The sequence below is a fragment of the Micromonospora sp. NPDC047738 genome (assembly GCF_040642675.1).
Classification (GTDB): domain Bacteria; phylum Actinomycetota; class Actinomycetes; order Mycobacteriales; family Micromonosporaceae; genus Micromonospora.
In genome coordinates this window covers 134,056-150,253 of the sequence record NZ_JBEYSO010000014.1, presented here as the reverse complement: position 1 = coordinate 150,253, position 16,198 = coordinate 134,056, and the positions used below count along the sequence as shown (strand labels likewise).

The following is a 16,198-nucleotide window of genomic DNA, read 5'->3' as shown; positions in this document are numbered from 1 at the left end:
ATCAGGCCGGGCGATCGAGCCCCGCAATTCCCCTTCGATCCCCACCCGGATGTCCGATAGTCACCCGACGGTTCCCGTTAAAACGGTCGTCCCATTGAGTCAGGTCAGTGACCGGCTGTTCCGGTCTCGGTAACGGTGGTTGACGTTTACGCAGGTGGTCACGCTTGGCAGGCGGCGTACCCACCGGTAGTGTCAGCGCGTCCGGTGCGGTTTTCGATCGCAAGTGGCGACGCCGCGCCGACCCGCTCAATCGTGATCTCACGAACCGGGGACCCAGTGCAACACCGGGGTGAATCCGCGAGCCAAGGCCCGCGGTAGGGCCTACTTCCCGCCCGAATCCGTCAGCTAACCCGGTAGGCGGCCACGGAAGGAGTTCCAACCTCGTGCGAACCACCCCCCGATCCTCCCCCCGCCTCCACGGCGCCACGGTGCCGGCGCTCGCCTGACCCGCGAGTCCGTTCCGGTAACCGACCCCCGCTGCCCGGTCCGCCGGGCGCTCTTTTCCCGCGGCCACCCGCCCAGGAACGCGCGTGAGCTACTCCGCGCGTCGGGTCGGCGTGTGCCGCTCCGGCCCCCGTGGAGGAACACGTGAAGCACCACCTGAAGCGTCAGCTGCGGCGCCTCGCGACCGAGCGCCCGTACCAGATCGTCGCCGGCTCCGCCGCGGCCCTCGTGCTGGCCGGCGGCGCCAGCGCGGCACTGGCCAGCACGAACGACGCGCCGGTCCGGCAGGAGACCACCGCCGCCGTCGCCGAACTGGCGCCGCGCCTCGGTGACGTCGCCACCCGGAGCGAGGCCCGGGTCGCCGCCCCGTCCCCGACCGCCTCGCCCAGCGGGTCGCCGAGCGGGTCGCCGTCGGCGAAGGCCAGCTCGGCCAAGCCGGACCCGGACGTCACGAAGACCGCGAAGGCGAAGCCGAAGCCGCCGTCGACGAAGGTCCTCGACTACAACTACGAGGCCCAGACCGCCTACTGGAACTGCGGTCCGGCCGCGGTGCGCAACGCGCTGAGCGCGAGCGGCGTCGAGACCACCCAGGACGCGATGGTCGCCCCGCTGAACGCCGGCGAGAACGGCACCAACTCGGCCGAGGACACCACCCGCGGGCTCAACCAGATGGTCAAGGGCAACCCGTACCGGACCCACATGATCCCCGGCCAGGCCGCGACCCCGGCGCAGATGGACCAGCTCCAGGCCGACGTGGTCAAGGCGATCACCGACGGCCGCGGCGTGGTGGTCAACATCGCCGGCTCCGCCACCGACACCAACGGCGGCTGGCACTCGTTCCCCGGCGGCCACTACATCGCCGTGGTCGGCTACAAGGACGACGGCCGGACGGTGCGGATCGCCGACTCGGCGAACCCGGCGTTGCCCGAGTACTGGATCACCACCATCGATCTGGCGAACTGGGCCGCCACCCGCGGCTACTCCGCCTGATCCCACCCCTGCACGTCGGGCACCGGCTCCAGGAGCCGGTGCCCGACGCCGTATCCGGGGCCGGTCTCGCGCCTGGTGTCCGTCCGGTGGCACACTGCGCCGTATGGGCGACGAGACGGGTACCCGCCATCTGCTGCTGCTGCACGGCATGGGCGCCACCGGTGAGGTGTGGCTGCCCTGGGCGCCGCTGCTGGAGCGCCGCTGGGCGGGCCGCTGGCTGGCCCCCGACCTGGCCGGGCACGGCTGGTCGCCGCAACTGCCGGCGTACTCCTTCGAGGCGCTCGCGGACCGGGTGGTGGCGGGGCTCGGCCCGGTCGCCGACCGGCTCGGCCCCCGGGACCGGCTGGTGGTGCTCGGGCACTCGCTCGGCGGGGTGGTGGCGCTGGCGCTGGCCGCACGGGCGCGGCAGCTTCCGATCGACGGGGTGGTCGGGCTCGGCATCAAGGTCGCCTGGTCGCCGGCCGAGCTGGACAAGGCCCGCGAGCTCGCCCAGCGGCCGGTGACCTGGTTCGCCAGCCGGGACGAGGCGGCCCGCCGCTACCTGCGGGTGGCCGGGCTGGCCGGGCTGTTCGCCCCCGACCACCCGGTGGTGGACGCCGGGCTGCGCCGCGAGGACGGCCGCTGGCGGCTGGCCATGGACCCGGCCGCGTTCGCGGTCGGGGAGCCCCAGTTGCCCGCCCTGCTCGCCGCGACCGACGTGCCGGTGCTGCTGGCCCGGGGAGAGCAGGACCCGATGGTGTCCGACGGACAGCTCAAGGAGTTGGGCGTGCCGGTGGCGACGCTGCCGGGGCTCGGCCACAACGCGCACGTCGAGGACCCCGCCGTGGTCCTCGACCTGCTCGCGCCGTTCGCGGCGCCCGACGGGCCGTGACGCCGTCGCCCCGCAGGCAGGGCGACGACATCACGACCGCAGGTTGCGTCAGTAGAAGCAGCCGGTGGCGGGCAGGGCGGACGGGGCCGGTGGGGCGACGCCGTCGTAGATGGCCAGCAGCATGTTCTGCGGGCAGCGGTTGGCGCCGTTGACCCGGACCTCCAGGTGCAGGTGCGGCCCGGTCACGTTGCCGGTGGCCCCGGTGTAGCCGAGGACCTGGCCGGCGCTGACCCGGGAGCCGGCGGCGACCGAGCGCGAGTTCAGGTGGCAGTAGAGGTAGTAGGCACCGTCGTCGGCGGTGATGCCGATGCCGAGGCCGCAGCTGCCGCCGACGTGCCCGATCGTCCCGGAGGTGATCGCGTACGTGGTCGTGCCGGTCACGGTGGGCAGGTCGATCGCCGGGTAGTCGTGGTGCGGATCGTCGTACTCGCTGCGGGGCAGCACCGACTTGCCGATGACCAGCCGGTAGTTGCCGGTGCCGCCGCTGCCGCCGGTCAGGTACTGCCAGGTGGTGGTGTCGACCGAGCCGCCGGAGAGGCCACGGGCGGACTTGAAGTTGTTCACGGCGTTGGTCGTGGCCGGGCCCCAGTCGCCGTCCACGGCCAGACCGTAGCCGTACTTGTTGAGTGCGGTCTGCAGCGCGCGGACCGCGTCGTTGTTGGCCCCGGCGCTCAGGGTGACCACCAGCTTGCCCCAGGTCTGAGCGCCGATTTGGCCGTCCGCGGAGAGGCCGTTGGCTGACTGGAAGGACTTCACGGTCGAGGTGGTGCCGGCGCCGTACTGGCCGTCGACCGTGAGGCTGTAGCCGCGGTGGCGGAGCAGGTACTGGGCGGTGGTGACGTTGGCGCCGGTCGAGCCGTTGCTGAGCAGGGGCCAGGCCGGCGCCGCGGCCTGGGCCGCGGTCGGACCGGTCAGTGCGGCCGCCACGGCGAGCGCGAGCGCGCCGAGCCACATGGCGAGCTGACGGAAAACCGTTTTCATAGGTGCTCCTGTGGACGAGGGGTGGCCGGCGTGCGGACGTGCCGCGTCGCCGGTAACGGGGCCGACTACACCGAGTCGGCTGGGCGCCCGGGAGCAAGTATGATGATGGAGATAAATATTTACAACGGTGAATGTGTGGCGGTGATTTTCGACACGCCGATGACCGCTCCGGCCATTGGCGACGGAGCGGTCAGGCGGTGGGGGTGGGTCAGGCGGTGGGGGACAGCGGCGAGCCGTCCGGCGCGACCGCGTCGGCGGCGCGCGGGGCCGGCGGGTTCCAGCCCGGTTCGAGCTGCCGGCGGGCGGCGTCGAGGAACGCCTCGGCGTACGAATCGGCGGGGAAGTCGCCCAGGTAGCGGGTGCGAGTGGCCCAGCGGGCCGCAGCCTTCGGGTCGGTGTCGAGCAGCTCGGTCAGCACCTCGTCCACGTTGGACATGTCCCGGCGCAGCACGTAGCCGGAGCCGGCCAGGGGGAACCGGGCGACGAACTCGTCGCCGTCGGCGCCCATGTCGGTCACCGCGTACGGCTTGCCGGAGTAGAGGTAGTCGGAGATCACCCCGGAGACGTCCGAGACCAGCGCGTCGGAGCGGTTGACGCAGTCGGTCAGGGTCAACTCGCGGGTGGCCGCCGCGCCCCACAGGTGCGCCCGGCCGGTCTTCGCCCGGTCCGCGGCGAGCAGCTCGGTGAGCCGGGCCAGCTGCCGCGCCGAGGCCGGGTTCTGCGCCGTGTACGGGTGGTGCCGCAGGATCACCGTGGCGCCCCGGTCCAGCAGCCGGCGGAGCACCGTCTCGGCCACCGGAAGGGAGCAGTAGTTCGCGTCCGCGTGGTGCCCCGTCCAGGTCGGCGTGTAGAGCACCGTCGGGTTGGCCAGGCTGCGGACCGGCTCCCGGCGTACCTCGATCGCCTCCACCTGGGGGCGGCCGACCACGACGAACTTCTCGGCGGGGATCTCCACGCCGGCGCGGGCGTACCGCTCGATCGCGGCCTGCCCGGCCACGAAGATCCGGTCGAAGATCGCCGACACCGGGTTGGCGCTGGGCGCCTTGTCGCTGTCCCCGTGGTGCAGCTGCACGTGGGTCAGGTGGGCGAACCGGATGCAGTGGCTGTTCTTCGCACCATGGTTGACGTAGAACGCCGCCCGCAGGCTGGGCACCAGGGCCTCGTCCATGGCCTTGAGCGTCGGGCAGAACACCACGGGCGCGCTGGTCGCGGCGGCGATCGCCGGCAGGAACTCCGGCTCCCGCAGCATGACCAGGAACGGCCGGCCGATCCGCTCCAGGTAGGGCAGCCACATGGTGACCTGGTACTCCGACCCGGGCGGGGCGGAGAAGTAGAGCACGAACTCGGGCTGGTGGCGGCGCAGCGCCCGGCCCACCGGCCCGCCCCCGGCCGGCGGCCGGAACCGCCGCCGGGCCAGGTCCAGCCCGACCGCGCCGCACCCGGCCCCGACCAGCAGGGCGGCGACCAGCGCGAGCCAGGCCGGCAGGGCGAGGACGGCGGCCACCGCCACCACGGCGAGCAGCACCAGCAGCGCGTCACCGAGCCGCGCGGCCACCAGCGGTGTCCAGGTGCGGACCGGCAGGTTGGCCGCGCGGATCTCCAGCGCCCCGGCCTCGCGCAGCGGCCCGACCAGCAGCACCAGGCCGAGCAGCACCAGCGCGGTGGCGGCCAGCGCCGGATCGAAGCCGGCGTCGAGGCGGCGGGCGTAGCCGACCAGGATCCCGGCGGCGACCAGCACCGACTCGGCGACGCCGTCGGCGGTGGGCCGTACCCGCCGTTCCCATCCGGCGGCGGCCAGGGCGGCGACCGCGATCGCCAGCCCCCAACCGGTCGCGCCGGTGAGCGCCACGACGAGGAACGCCAGCACCGCCAGCCCGGTGGTCAGTGCCCGGGCGAGCAGCTTCCGGACCAGGTCACCACGCATCGCTACCACCCCGTCCCGCTGGTCGCCCGGCCCGACGTCGGCACCGGGTGCGCGTCCGGCTGGGCGGGCACCACGGCGACCTGCTCGCCGACCGGCTGCTCGCCGGGAGCCCGGCGGACGTCGATGACCTGCCCGGTCAGCTCGGAGACGAGCACGTCGAGGGAGGCCTGCGCGACCGCCTCGGCGGAGAGCAGGGTGTGCTCCGGCTCCTCGCCGAACGCTCTGGTACGCATCGGCGTGGCGGTGCGCTCCGGGTTGACGCAGTTGACCCGTACGCCGAAGTCGGCCCACTCGTCGGCGAGCGCCTGGGTCAGGTTGACCAGGGCCGCCTTGGTGGCCGAGTAGAGCGCGTACCGGGCCCGGCCGCGGGTGTACGAGCTGGAGGTGTAGAGCAGCAGCTGCCCCTTGGTCTGCCGGAGGTACGGCAGCGACTGCCGGGCGACGGTGACCGGGCCGACGAAGTTGACCTGCAGGAGCCGGTCCATCGTCGCGTCGTCCATCTCGGCGAGGGCGCCCTTCTCCAGGATCCCGGCGGTGACCACCACGTGGTCGATCCGGCCGGTCGCCTCGAAGGCGGTCGTCAGCGCTGCGGCCACGTCCTCGGCCCGCTCCACGTGGGTGCCGGTGGTGGAGCGGCTGAACGGGAAGACCTGGGCGCCGTAGCGGCGGGCCAGCTCGGTGAGGTCGTGGCCGATGCCGTAGCTGCCGCCGAAGACCACGATGGTCCGGCCGGTCAGCTCCTCGGTGTAGCTGCGGTGGTCGCTCAACCGGGGCGCCTGCGCGGCGGCGAGCTGGAAGAGCTTGTCCGCCAGGTGCACGTCGACCGGGTGGGTGACCTTGATGTTCTCGTCCGAGCCGTCGATCACCTTGATCGGCGTGCCGGGGAGATAGCGCAGCACCACGCCGCAGTCGTCGGTGGCGGCGAAGTCCGGGTCGCCCTCGGCCCGCCGGTACGCCTCCCGGATCGTGCCCGACCGGAACGCCTGCGGGGTCTGGCCCCGGCGCAGGGTGGCGCGGACCGGGATGTCGGTGATGCAGTCGTCCTCGTCGACCTGGATGATCGTGTCGGCGGACGGGATGGCCACGTCGACCGCCGAGTACGTCCAGAGGGCGTTCACGCACTCGCGCACGATCCGGGCGCTGACCAGCGGGCGGACCGCGTCGTGGAAGAGGACGTTGACATCGCCGGCACCGATCGCGTCGAGCGCGATCCGGGTGGTGTCGTTGCGGGTCTCGCCGCCCTCGATCACCTTGCTGACCTTGTGGAAGCCGGCGTTGGCGACGATCCGCCGGGCTTCCGCCACGTGGCCGGCGGCCATCAGCACGATGATCTCGTCGATCTCCGGCGCGGCCTCGAAGACGGCGAGGGTGTGCTCGACGATCGGCTTGCCCGCGACCTTCAACAGCTGCTTCGGGATGCCCAGCCCGAGGCGGGTCCCGGTCCCCCCGGCGAGGATCACGGCCACCGTCCGCGAGGGGCGCCAGGGTGCCGGGCCGGCCGGCGTGGCATCCGGTGCGGTGGTGCGGTCCTGCGTCATTGCGGTCCTCACTGATCCATGAGCGGTTGGGGTGAGCGGCGTAACGTCCCGACGGCCGGCGTCGCCCGCGAGGGCGGCGCCGGCCGTCGAAACCCGCTGCCGCCTCAGCGGCTGGCCATGTAGTTCTCGTACGCCTTGGTCACCTCGTCGGTGGGGCCGTCCATCCGGATCAACCCCGACTCGAGCCAGATCGACCGCTCGCAGGTGTCCCGGATCGAGCTGATCGAGTGGCTGACCAGGAAAACGGTACCCGCGTCCTCGCGCAGCTGGCGGATGCGCTGCTCGCTGCGCCGGCGGAACCGGGAGTCGCCGGTGGCGAGGGCCTCGTCGATCAGCAGGACGTCGTGCCGCTTGGCGGCGGAGATCGAGAAGCGCAGCCGGGCCTGCATGCCGGAGGAGTACGTCCGCATCGGCAGGGAGGCGAAGTCGTCGCGCTCGTTGATCCCGGAGAAGGCGAGGATCTCGGAGGTGGCCTTCTTGACCTGCTCCGGGCTCATGCCCATGGCCAGGCAGCCGAGCACGACGTTGCGCTCGCCGGACAGGTCGCCGAGCAGCGCGGCGTTGACGCCGAGCAGGGAGGGCTGGCCCTGGGTGTAGATCGCGCCCCGGTTGACCGGCATCAGCCCGGCGATGGCCCGCAGCAGGGTCGACTTGCCGGAGCCGTTGCTGCCGATCAAACCGACCGCCTCACCCCGGTAGGCGGTGAAGCTGACGCCCTTGACCGCGTGCACCTCCCGCAGCGTGGGCTTCTGGGGCTGGCGGCGGACGATCCGCCGCAGCGCCGCCACCGGGGACGCGGCACTACCCGTGCCGGCGCCGTAGATCCGGTAGATGAGGTGGGCGTCGTCCACGATCACCGTGGGGATCCGCTCGCCGACGGCCGTCGTGGCCACGTTGGCGGGTACGTTCAGCTCAGCCACGACCGTACTCCTGTTCGCCGCGCCAGAAGTAGATGAAACCGCCCACGCCCATCACGACCGCCCAGGCGATCGCAAGCAGCCACAGCCTGGGCGCCGACGAGGTGAGGATGGTGTTCTCCAGCAGGGCGTGCCGGACCAGCTCGATGTAGATCAGCAGCGGGTTGACGTTCACCAGGTGGGCCAGCACGGCCGGGAGGTTCTGCTCGAACGCCTTCACGCTGTAGAGCACGCCGGAGCCGTACATCCAGGTCCGCATGACGAACGGCATGATCTGCTTCATGTCGGTCAGCTTGGACCCGAGCCGGGCCAGCACCATGGCCAGGCCGGCGTTGAAGATCGTCATCAGCACCATCGCCGGGATCACCAGCAGCCAGTCCAGGGTGATCGGCTCGCCGGTGACCAGCACGATCACCACCAGCACGGCCATCGCGTAGAGCAGGTTGCGCAGCTGGGTGAGGGTCACCGCGATGGGCAGGCTGGCGCGCGGGAAGTGCAGCGCCCGGATCAGCCCGAGGTTGCCGGTGATCGCCGAGGTGCCGCCGAGGATGACCAGCTGGGCGAAGTTGAAGACGAACACGCCCACGCAGAGGTACGCGATGAAGTTCGGCACGTTCCTGCTCGTGCCGATGATGATGCCGAAGATCAGGTAGTAGACCGCCGCATTGGTCAGCGGGGTCAACACCTGCCACATCTGGCCCAGTCGGGCCTGACTGAACGCGGAGACCGCCTTGGCGTTGGCGTATGTGGTGATGAAGTGCCGGTAGAACCACACTTGCTTCACATACGCGGCCAGGGTCGGCCGCGCGCCGGCGACGGACAGGCCGTGCCGGGCCGCGAGCTGTGCCCGGGTCAGTCCTGAGTCGGCGTCGGCCACCGCCGTGTTGGCCATGGGTAGGCGCTCCGATCTCTTGTGCGTTGGGAAGATCCGCGACGGCAGAGAGCGGGGGGCACGGGGGGTGCGGATCGCCGCTCCGTCGATGCGTGGACGGTAGTTCAAAACACGTCGGGACGCAACCGTACCGTCGCTGCGGTACATTGTCCCACGTGACGACCGAGAAGAGGCGTGCTCCCGCCGGAGCGGCGGTGTTGCGAGATGAGATCACCACGGCCATCCGCGGCGCCGTCATGCAGGAACTCGCCGCGGTCGGCTATGGAAGGCTCTCCATCGAGGCGGTGGCCCGCCGGGCCGGAGTGAGCAAGACCGCCATCTACCGGCGCTGGAGTTCGAAGCTGGAGCTGGTGCTGGAGATCGTCTCGTCGGCGGCGGGGCGAAGCCTGCCGTTGCCGGACACCGGCGACCTCCGCACCGACCTGGAGATGCTGTTCCTGATCATGTCCCGGGCGCTGCGGCACCCGCTCGCGGCGCAGATCATCCCCGACCTGCTGGCCGAGGCCGCCCGCAACCCGCGCATCGCCCAGACCCTGGAGGAGGCTCTCCGGGGCAACCAGCGCGACGTCGGCGGCCAGCTCATCGGCCGGGCGATCGAGCGTGGCGAGCTCGGCCCCGACACCGATCTCGACCTGGCGGTCGACCTCATCGTGGGCCCGCTGTACTGGCGGCTCGCGGTGTCCCGGGCCCCCCTGTCCGCGGAGGATTTGCCCCGACTGGCGGCCGTTGTCGCCACCGCACTGGAGGTAGCATGCCAACCGGCAGTCCGGACAGAACCGGACGTTCACCTATCCCCCATGACCGTGGCCATCGATCCCATCGGGTCATGACCGCTTCCGTACCCCTAAGTCCGGTCTCTGGTGGACCGGCTAGCATCGCGTCCCGAACGAGCTCCCTGTTGACAGGAGGAAGCCCATGTCTGGGCTGAACGCAGAATTCATCCCCCCAGCCCGGCCGGTGATCGGTGAGGCCGAGATCGAGGCGGCTGTCCGGGTGCTGCGCAGCGGCCTGGTGGTGCAGGGGCCGGAGGTCAAGGCGTTCGAAGAGGAGTTCGCCGAGCTGGTCGCCGGTCGGCACTGCGTCGCGGTGAACTCCGGCACCTCGGCGCTCCAGCTGACCCTGATGGCGCTCGGATTCGGCCCCGGTGACGAGATCATCGTTCCCTCGTTCTCTTTCGCCGCCAGCGCGAACGCCGTCCGTCTGGTGGGCGCCGAGCCGGTCTTCGTCGACATCGAGCCCGGCTCCTTCTGCGTCGACCCGGAGGCCGTGGCCGCCGCGGTCACCCCGCGCACCGTGGCGATCATGCCGGTGCACCTCTACGGTCACCCGGCCGCGATGGACCGCATCATGCAGATCGCCGAGCGGCACGGCCTGGCCGTGGTCGAGGACGCCGCCCAGGCGCACGGCGCCGCGCTCGACGGCCAGCCGGTGGGCGCGTTCGGCACCGCGGGTTGCTTCAGCTTCTACCCGACCAAGAACATGCACTCGCTCGAGGGCGGCATGATCACCACCGCCGATCCCGAGCTGGCGCGGACCCTGCGCCTGCTGCGCAACCAGGGCATGGAGCAGCGGTACGCCAACGAGATCGTCGGTGCCAACATGCGGATGACCGACGTGGCGGCGGCCATCGGCCGGGTGCAGCTGCGCCAGCTTCCGGAGTGGACCGAGCAGCGGCGGGCGAACGCGAAGTTCCTCGACACCAACATCACCGGCATGGTGACCCCGCCGGTGGCCGACAACGCGAAGCACGTGTACCACCAGTACACGGTCCGGACCCAGGGCAACCGGGACGCCGCCCAGCGGCGCCTGACCGAGCTCGGCATCGGCAACGCGGTCTACTACCCGACCCCGATCCACCGGCTCAAGCCGTACCTGACCGAGGACGGCAAGCCCGGCCCGTGGGACCTGCCGGAGACCGAGCGGGCCGCCGCCGAGGTGATCTCGCTGCCGGTGCACCCGGCGCTGAGCCCGGCCGACCTCGAGCGCATCGCCGAGGGCGCGAACCTCGCCGGGGGTGCCCGATGAGCGAGGGACGTAAGTTGCGCGCCGGCCTGATCGGCCTCGGCGCGATGGGCCGCAACCACGCCCGGGTCCTGTCCGGCCTGGACGGTGTGGACCTGGTCGGCATCGTCGACCCCGCCGGCGACGTCACCGGTACGCTGCGCGCTCCGGTGGTGCCCGAACTGGGCGACCTGCTGGCCATGGGCATCGACTACGCGGTGGTCGCCTGCCCGACCGCGCTGCACGAGCAGGTCGGCCTGGAGCTGGCCCGCAACGGCGTCGGCGCGCTGATCGAGAAGCCGTTGGCCCAGTCGGTGGAGGCCGCCGGCCGGCTCGTCGAGGCGTTCGAGACCGCCGGCCTGGTGGCCGGGGTCGGCCACATCGAGCGGTACAACCCCGCCCTGCAGAACCTGCGCCTGCGCCTGGAGGCGGGGGAGCTGGGCGAGGTGTTCCAGGTCGTCACCCGGCGGCAGGGCCCGTTCCCGCACCGGATCGCCGACGTCGGCGTGGTGATGGACCTCGCCACCCACGACATCGACCTCACCAGCTGGGTCACCGGGCAGGAGTACGCCTCCGTCTCGGCGCGGACGGTCTCCCGCAGCGGTCGGCTGCACGAGGACATGGTCGCCGTGGTCGGCCAGCTCGCCGACGGCACGATGGTCAACCACCTGGTCAACTGGCTGAGCCCGCTCAAGGAGCGGTCCACTGTGATCACGGGTGACCGGGGCTGCTTCGTGGCCGACACCCTCACCGCGGACCTGACCTTCTACGCCAACGGCGCCATCGACACCGAGTGGGAGGCGCTGCGCGCGTTCCGCGGGGTGGCCGAGGGCGACATGGTGCGGTACGCCATCCCGAAGCGGGAGCCGCTGCTGGTGGAGCACGAGCGCTTCCGGGACGCGGTCGAGGGCAAGGAGAGCGACATCGTGACCCTCCGGCAGGGTCTGCGGACGGTCCAGGTCGCGGCAGCGCTGCTGTCTTCCGCGGCGGACGGCAGCACGGTTGACGTGTCGTCGCGCGACGTTCCGGCCGTGCCGGCCGCTGTCTGACGATCCTGGCAGCGCGGTGGGCGGCCCGCTGGCGGCCCACCGCGCGGCTCGTACCGACTGAGCCCCACGACTCCTGGAGGACATGGAATGGAACCGTCCGCCCGCCGGCCGCGGCTGGCGGTGATCGTCGGAAACGGCATCACCGGGGACTCCCGCGTGCAGAAGACCGCGCTCGCCGCCGCGCGTGCCGGGTGGGACGTGACTCTCATCGGTGCCGGGGGACGGGTCCGCCCTCAGCGCTCGATGATGGGTCCCGTCGAGGTCGTGCGGCTGCCCGTCGGCAGCCACATGCGGGAGCGCGCGAAGGGCCACCGGATCCGGCGGAAGATCACCCAGTTCGGCATCGCCGACAAGTCCAGCCTGGCTCGCCGCCGGGCGGCCCACCAGGCGTGGGTACGCCAGGTGACCGCGCGGATCGGCTGGCTCCGCGACGACCAGCACCGCCCCCAGGCGATTTCCCCGATCGCCTACCCGGCGAGCCGGGCGCTGGGTGCGATGGTCAAGGCCAGCCGCGCGGTGCACCAGTTCCGGGTGCGGGCGTTCCAGTGGGAGCAGCGGCACACGCCCGCTCCGACCGGCAACTGGCGCCGCGACTACCCGTTCCTGCTCGACCTCGATCTCGCCTTCGGGCCGGTCATCGAGGAGCTCAAGCCGGATCTGATCCACGCCAACGACATCACCATGATCGGCACGGCCGCGCTCAGCGTCGCCCGGATGCGGGCGCGTGGCGAGAAGGTGGCCTGGCTCTACGACGCGCACGAATACGTCAGCGGCGTGGACTGGCCCAAGCCGGAGCAGGCGAGCGCGTACATCGCGTACGAGAAGGAGTTCATCAACTTCGCCGACGCGGTGGTCACCGTCTCCCCGGAGATCGCCGAGCTGATCCGCGACGACTTCCAGCTGCCCGAGACCCCGCTGGTCGTGCGCAACACGCCGATCCGGGAGACCATCGGCGTCAGCGCCAACCCGCCCTCCGTACGGCAGGCCTGCGGGCTGGCACCCGAGGTGCCGTTGCTGGTCTACTCCGGCTGGCTCGCCGCCGAGCGCGGCCTCGGCACGGCGGTCACCGCCCTGCCGGAGCTTCCGGAATTCCACCTGGCCATCGTCTCCGGCCGCAACAGCCCGGAGCGGGAGCTGCTGCTGGAGCGGGCGCAGACGCTCGGGGTACGGCAGCGCGTGCACGTCGTGCCGTACGTGCCGCAGCATGCGGTCCCGGACTACCTCTCCACCGCCGACCTGGGGCTGATCTGCTCCCAGCGGACCCTCAACTACGAGATCTCGCTGCCCACCAAGCTGGCCGAGTACCTGCACGCCGGTCTGCCGGTCGTCGCCAGCGACGTCAAGACGCTCGGCGCGTACGTCAACCAGCACAAGGTCGGGGCGGTCTTCACCGCCGACGACCCGGTGAGCTTCGCCGCTGCCGTCCGGGACGCCTTCGCCCACCGGTCGGAGCTGGTCGGCAACATCACCGAGCCGATCCTGCACGACCTCTCCTGGGAGCAGCAGTGCGACGGGCTGCTGGAGCTCTACCGCCGGATCTCGCCGGTGGCGCCGCCCGCGGAGAGGCGCTCCGACGTCTCCTGGGCGGTGGACGAGCGTCCGGTCACCGCGGCGGCGACCGTCGACACGAGTGCCCCGCCGACCGCCCTGCCCACCTGGCGCAAGCTGGACGTGACCCGGGTACGGCTCGGCCTCGGCCCGGCGAACTACGCCGGCCAGGCGGCCGCCTTCGCCCAGGCCATCTGCCGGGACAATCCGGACGTGTCGGCCGAGGTCCTGATGCGCAAGACGTCGCCGACTCTGATCTACCCGGCCGACGTCTACCTCGACCCGGAGCGACTGCTGCACGATCTCGACGTGCAGGTCGAACAGCTGCACCGGGTGATCGGCCGGTACACCCATCTGGTGGTGGACGCGTTCCTGCCGATCTTCGGTTCGCTAAACGGCGACAACATCGAGTACGACCTGCCGGCGCTGCGCCGAGCCAAGATCAAGGTGGCCCTGCTCGCGCACGGCAGTGAGGTCCGGCACCCGCTGCGGCACATGGAGCGGCACGAGGACTCGCTCTTCTTCGACGCACCCGCCGGGTACGTCGAGCGATTCACCGCCCGGTCCGAACGCAACCGCAGGGTGGCGGAGGAGTCGGGCCTGCCGCTCTTCGTCACGACCCCGGATCTGCTCGACGACCTGCCCTGGGCCACGTGGGCGCCGCTCGTGGTCGATCTGGAGGCGTGGGCCTGCGACGAACCGGTGATGCAGCGGTCCCGCCCGGTCGTCCTGCACGGCCCCTCGAAGCGGTGGACCAAGGGCACCGACCGCATCCTGCCGGTGCTCAACAGCCTGCACGACTCCGGCGCCATCGAGCTGCGGCTCGCCGAGGGCGTGCCGTGGGCCGAGATGGTGGAGATGGTCAAGGGCGCGGACATCGTGGTGGACCAGATCACCACGGGCAGCTACGGCACCTTCGCCGTCGAGGCGATGGCGGCCGGCAAGCCGGTGGTGGCGTACCTCGCGCCGAGTGTGGAGCACACCGTCGGCGAGCGGCCGCCGATGGCGAACGCCACCGGCAAGACCCTCCAGTCGGTGCTGGAGGGGCTGCTCGCCGACCGGGAGGGCACCGCCGAGCTGGGCCGGCGCGCGGTTGACTACGTGCGCCGGGTGCACGACGGCCGGCGTACCGCCCGGGCCTTCGAGGAGTTCCTCGGCCAGGCCTGACCACAGGAGCCGGAACGGCAAACCGGCCGGTGCCCCTCGGGGCACCGGCCGGTCGTGTCGTACGCCCCCGACCGCGGGGGTCAGCTGGGGGCGGCCGGAGTGAGGTAGGGCAGGCCGTAGCCGACCCGAAGCGCCGGGGACTGCCGGACGATCCGTGCGGCCAGCGGGATCGAGGCCGGGTCGGCGACCACGAGGAGATCCGCCGCGGTCTCGGTGACCACCCGTTCGGCCAGCCGCTGCGGCACCAGGTCGTTGCGCAGCCGCTGGTACGCCGGCAGGAAGACGCGCCGGTGCACCCGGTCGGCGATCCGCCGCTCGTACGCCCGCCCGGCCCGCTTCGTCCACCCGGCCAGGCGACCCCGACCGACCGCCCGGAAGGCGAGCCGGGGAGCGCGGTACAGCACCGCCCGCTCGACGCGCAGCGGAAGGCGACGCCCCTCCAGCTCGGTCAGGTCGACCACCCGGACGCCCGGCGCGAAGCGCTCCCGGCGCCAGTCCGCCGCCGAGGTGATCAACACCGTGACCCGGCCGCCGCGTGCGACGACCTCGGCCGCGTCCTCCACGACGGCCCGCTTCCGGGTGGCCCCGAGGGCCAGGATGAGCACCTGCTCAGTCATCGATCCGTCCACCCAGTCCCGCCTGCACCGCATCCGCCACGGAATTGCCCGCCGAGAACCACACCCGGTCATGGGCGCGGGCCACCGCCGGGTAGCTGTACCGGGCGGCCAGCTCCCGCTGGGCGCCCGCCAGGTCGAGCCGGTCGAACCGTTCGCGCAGCCGCCAGTAGCCGGCGATCAGGGCTTCGGAGCCCTCCTCCACATCGACCAGTTCGGCGGCGGCGTCCTCGACCCCGGCCAGGGTCTCCTCCGGGCCGCCGCAGCGGGTCACCAGCACCGGCAGGCCGGCGGCCACCGCCTCGACCACGGTCATTCCGAACGTCTCGAACCGGCTCGGGTGGACCAGCAGGTCGTGCTCGCGCATCAGGGCCAGGGCCCGGTCCGGCGGCACCGCGCCGGTGAAGGTCAGCGCGTCGGCCACGCCGAGTTCCTCGGCGCGCTGCTGGAGCTGGCCGCGTAGCTCGCCCTCGCCGACGAAGGTGAGGGTCAGCTCCGGGTCCCGGGCCCGGCAGGACGCGAATGCCTCCAGCAGCCAGCGCACCCCCTTGCGGGGGATCAGTCCGCCGACGAAGAGCCAGCGGCGCAGCGCGGTGACGGGCGCAGCGCGCTGCTGGTCGAAGGAGATCGGATTGGGCAGGTAGCCAACCCGGTCGGCGTGCTGCGGGAAGGCTTCGACCAAGGGCCGCCGGACGGCCTCTCCGACCGCGAACACCCCGGCACACCGCTGCAGCAGCTCCTCGTACATCGCGCGGGCCTCGGGCTGGGCCAGCACCAGATCGAGGAAAGTGGCGTGCTCGGTGACGAACACCCGGGCGTCGGGCCGGGCGTTGCGCAGCGCCGCCCACCCGCCGGGCAGCCCGACGTGGGCGTGCACCACGGGCGCGTCGATCGGCTGGCCGCCGAGCACCGACCGCAGGGTCTCCTCGTGCCGCCGGGCGATGGCGGCGTAGTCGGTGGTGACCGGCAGCGGCACCGGAAGGTGCACCAGCTCCGCCCCGCCCACGGTTCGCCCCGGGTGTACCGCGTGCGCGATCAGTTCCCGGTAGCCCTGATCGACGGCGTCGCTGGTGTCCGGTGGCAGCCGGTGGCCCCACTCCTCGCAGTGGTAGAGCCGTACCCGGTCGTGCCCCGGAGCCGTCGCCTCGACCATCGCCTGCACGAAGGCGCCCAGGAAGGGGCGTTGCCGGGTTGGGTACCAGGGCGTCACGATCGCCACGTTCGCTGGTCCGGACACGGGCTCTCCTCCCGCTCGCTCAGTG

At 72.1% G+C, this 16,198-nt stretch carries 13 protein-coding genes and 1 riboswitch; of the genes, 6 read left to right on the top strand and 7 right to left on the bottom strand.

Features of this window, described 5'->3' with window-relative positions; genetic code table 11:
* Nucleotides 1–233 precede the first annotated feature (233 nt).
* Nucleotides 234–375: riboswitch (cyclic di-AMP (ydaO/yuaA leader) on the top strand.
* Between the two features lie 201 nt (nt 376–576).
* Complete coding sequence (locus ABZ783_RS22415; RefSeq protein WP_357441405.1) at nt 577–1,434, top strand: C39 family peptidase; 858 nt, start codon at nt 577–579, stop codon at nt 1,432–1,434.
* Nucleotides 1,435–1,537: 103 nt separating this feature from the next.
* The gene (locus tag ABZ783_RS22410; protein ID WP_357441403.1) at nt 1,538–2,305 is read left to right on the top strand and encodes an alpha/beta hydrolase; all 768 of its coding nucleotides are present in this window, start codon (nt 1,538–1,540) and stop codon (nt 2,303–2,305) included.
* A gap of 48 nt (nt 2,306–2,353) precedes the next feature.
* Here the strand turns inward: ABZ783_RS22410 and ABZ783_RS22405 are convergent, their stop codons facing one another.
* The 5 genes from ABZ783_RS22405 to ABZ783_RS22385 all read right to left on the bottom strand — a co-directional run bounded on the left by ABZ783_RS22405 (nt 2,354) and on the right by ABZ783_RS22385 (nt 8,557).
* A complete protein-coding gene (locus tag ABZ783_RS22405) occupies nt 2,354–3,286 on the bottom strand; it encodes a peptidoglycan-binding protein (protein ID WP_357441401.1) in 933 nt (310 codons plus the stop codon).
* Between the two features lie 208 nt (nt 3,287–3,494).
* On the bottom strand, nt 3,495–5,210 hold the full coding sequence (locus ABZ783_RS22400; RefSeq protein ID WP_357441399.1) for a CDP-glycerol glycerophosphotransferase family protein: 1,716 nt from the start codon (nt 5,208–5,210) through the stop codon (nt 3,495–3,497).
* Nucleotides 5,211–5,212: 2 nt separating this feature from the next.
* Nucleotides 5,213–6,748 carry a bifunctional cytidylyltransferase/SDR family oxidoreductase gene (locus tag ABZ783_RS22395; protein WP_357441397.1) on the bottom strand — a complete coding sequence of 512 codons (1,536 nt, stop codon included), beginning with the start codon at nt 6,746–6,748 and terminating at the stop codon, nt 5,213–5,215.
* Nucleotides 6,749–6,852: 104 nt separating this feature from the next.
* On the bottom strand, nt 6,853–7,668 hold the full coding sequence (locus tag ABZ783_RS22390; RefSeq protein ID WP_357441396.1) for an ABC transporter ATP-binding protein: 816 nt from the start codon (nt 7,666–7,668) through the stop codon (nt 6,853–6,855).
* Nucleotides 7,661–8,557: an ABC transporter permease gene (locus ABZ783_RS22385; RefSeq protein ID WP_357441394.1), complete on the bottom strand. Its 897-nt coding sequence runs from the start codon at nt 8,555–8,557 to the stop codon at nt 7,661–7,663. The genes ABZ783_RS22390 and ABZ783_RS22385 overlap by 8 nt, the downstream gene beginning before the upstream one ends.
* A 194-nt stretch (nt 8,558–8,751) precedes the next feature.
* Between ABZ783_RS22385 and ABZ783_RS22380 the strand changes: the two genes are divergently transcribed.
* The 4 genes from ABZ783_RS22380 (at nt 8,752) to ABZ783_RS22365 (ending at nt 14,322) form a co-directional block, all read left to right on the top strand.
* The gene (locus ABZ783_RS22380; RefSeq protein WP_357441431.1) at nt 8,752–9,387 is read left to right on the top strand and encodes a TetR/AcrR family transcriptional regulator; all 636 of its coding nucleotides are present in this window, start codon (nt 8,752–8,754) and stop codon (nt 9,385–9,387) included.
* A gap of 85 nt (nt 9,388–9,472) precedes the next feature.
* Nucleotides 9,473–10,582 carry a DegT/DnrJ/EryC1/StrS family aminotransferase gene (locus tag ABZ783_RS22375; RefSeq protein WP_357441392.1) on the top strand — a complete coding sequence of 370 codons (1,110 nt, stop codon included), beginning with the start codon at nt 9,473–9,475 and terminating at the stop codon, nt 10,580–10,582.
* Entirely contained in the window at nt 10,579–11,607 is a 1,029-nt protein-coding gene (locus ABZ783_RS22370; RefSeq protein ID WP_357441391.1) for a Gfo/Idh/MocA family oxidoreductase, read from the top strand. Before ABZ783_RS22375 ends, ABZ783_RS22370 begins: the two co-directional genes overlap by 4 nt.
* 87 nt (nt 11,608–11,694) lie before the next feature.
* A complete protein-coding gene (locus tag ABZ783_RS22365; RefSeq protein WP_357441389.1) occupies nt 11,695–14,322 on the top strand; it encodes a glycosyltransferase in 2,628 nt (875 codons plus the stop codon).
* 80 nt (nt 14,323–14,402) lie between these two features.
* Here ABZ783_RS22365 and ABZ783_RS22360 read toward each other — a convergent pair whose 3' ends face one another.
* Both ABZ783_RS22360 and ABZ783_RS22355 read right to left on the bottom strand, forming a co-directional pair.
* On the bottom strand, nt 14,403–14,939 hold the full coding sequence (locus tag ABZ783_RS22360) for a hypothetical protein (RefSeq protein WP_357441387.1): 537 nt from the start codon (nt 14,937–14,939) through the stop codon (nt 14,403–14,405).
* Entirely contained in the window at nt 14,932–16,173 is a 1,242-nt protein-coding gene (locus ABZ783_RS22355) for a glycosyltransferase family 4 protein (protein WP_357441385.1), read from the bottom strand. The genes ABZ783_RS22360 and ABZ783_RS22355 overlap by 8 nt, the downstream gene beginning before the upstream one ends.
* Nucleotides 16,174–16,198 lie beyond the last annotated feature (25 nt).